This window comes from Rhizobium bangladeshense, assembly GCF_001662075.1.
GTDB lineage: Bacteria > Pseudomonadota > Alphaproteobacteria > Rhizobiales > Rhizobiaceae > Rhizobium > Rhizobium bangladeshense_B.
The window spans coordinates 1-1,048 of record NZ_LYPL01000095.1; the positions used below are offsets into that span (position 1 = coordinate 1).

Annotated in this window: 1 protein-coding gene and 1 pseudogene; both read right to left on the reverse strand. The window is 56.3% G+C overall.

The annotated features are described in order from the left end of the window. Positions 1-131 precede the first annotated feature (131 nt). Positions 132-614: a DUF4411 family protein gene (locus tag A7X77_RS31635; RefSeq protein ID WP_064686697.1), complete on the reverse strand. Its 483-nt coding sequence runs from the start codon at positions 612-614 to the stop codon at positions 132-134. Between the two features lie 3 nt (positions 615-617). Then, a pseudogene (locus tag A7X77_RS33690) lies at positions 618-1,048 on the reverse strand (hypothetical protein); the annotation flags it as partial.

The window sequence follows — 1,048 nt, forward strand, 5'->3', positions numbered from 1 at the left end:
AGCGCAATGACAGCTACCTAGCAACGTTGTCACTGACCCGATCAATGTCTGGAATGCTTTTTCTGTTTCAATTCAGAGGCGTAAGTCGCTTTAGGTGGTCTTTGCTACCTAAGCCGGTTTGAAGGGAGGCTTTAGAACGACCAGTCTTCTTCCTCGATCAGCGTTAGGAGGTTGATATGGCGAATGCCTTCCTGGTCGCAGACGAAGGGAATTTTTGGCTTGTCGGCTGAGCCGCCAGCCTCCTGGGTGATAACCACAAGACGAGGCTTTGCCGCCAGCGCTTGGGCGATGACGAACGGATCGCCGCTGGATTTCCCTTTTCCGGTGTCAACGAGCTTGGGATAGACCTGCATGATCCGGACGACTTCGTTCTGCACGTCATCATCTATCTCGCGGAACATGGTGTCCTTGCGGAATTTAGCCCACGCGAAAACGTCGTCGTCTTTCTTCTTGAGTTCATGGAAGACTTCTATTGACGCCACCAGCCGTCCCTCGTCGATTAGCCTGTCCAATGCCGCCCAAAGGCTGCCAAACCGTTTGGGCGGATACGCGCGAAACCAGGCATGCAGCAAGGAACTTGTATCGATGCAGTAGGTGACACGTCCCCCTGCCATCGATCAGATGCCCAACTGCCGTTCGATGCCTGGAACGTGCCGGACCTTCACACCTAGATAGCCCGACACCTCGGAAAGGCTTATCCGGTCCTGGTGGTAATTCTCGATAACGCGACGGACGAACGGCTTCCCGAAGTCAGCAACAGTTTCGCGCGGCATATTGCGAGGTATCGGCTTTCCTGCGTTCTTCGCCTTCTCGCGCTCGCGCTGCTGCTGGAACTCGACGGCATATTGCCGACGCTTTCGACCATAGAAGTCTTCCGACGCACGCTGGAGCGTCAGCAGCCGGCGGACGATAGTTTCGCGAGATACGCTGTAGATCGTAGACAGAGACTGGACCTCGGCATCGCTCCACTCGTGCCGACCGGCTCCCCTTGCTGCAACGATGGGTTCGGCCAGCAGCAAATCTTCGGGCACCAGCGTGGCAGCCGCAA

Excerpts from the sequence above, each read along its gene's own strand:
- A7X77_RS31635 (WP_064686697.1), bottom strand. The coding sequence starts at position 614 with ATGGCAGGGGGACGTGTCACCTACTGCATCGATACAAGTTCCTTGCTG.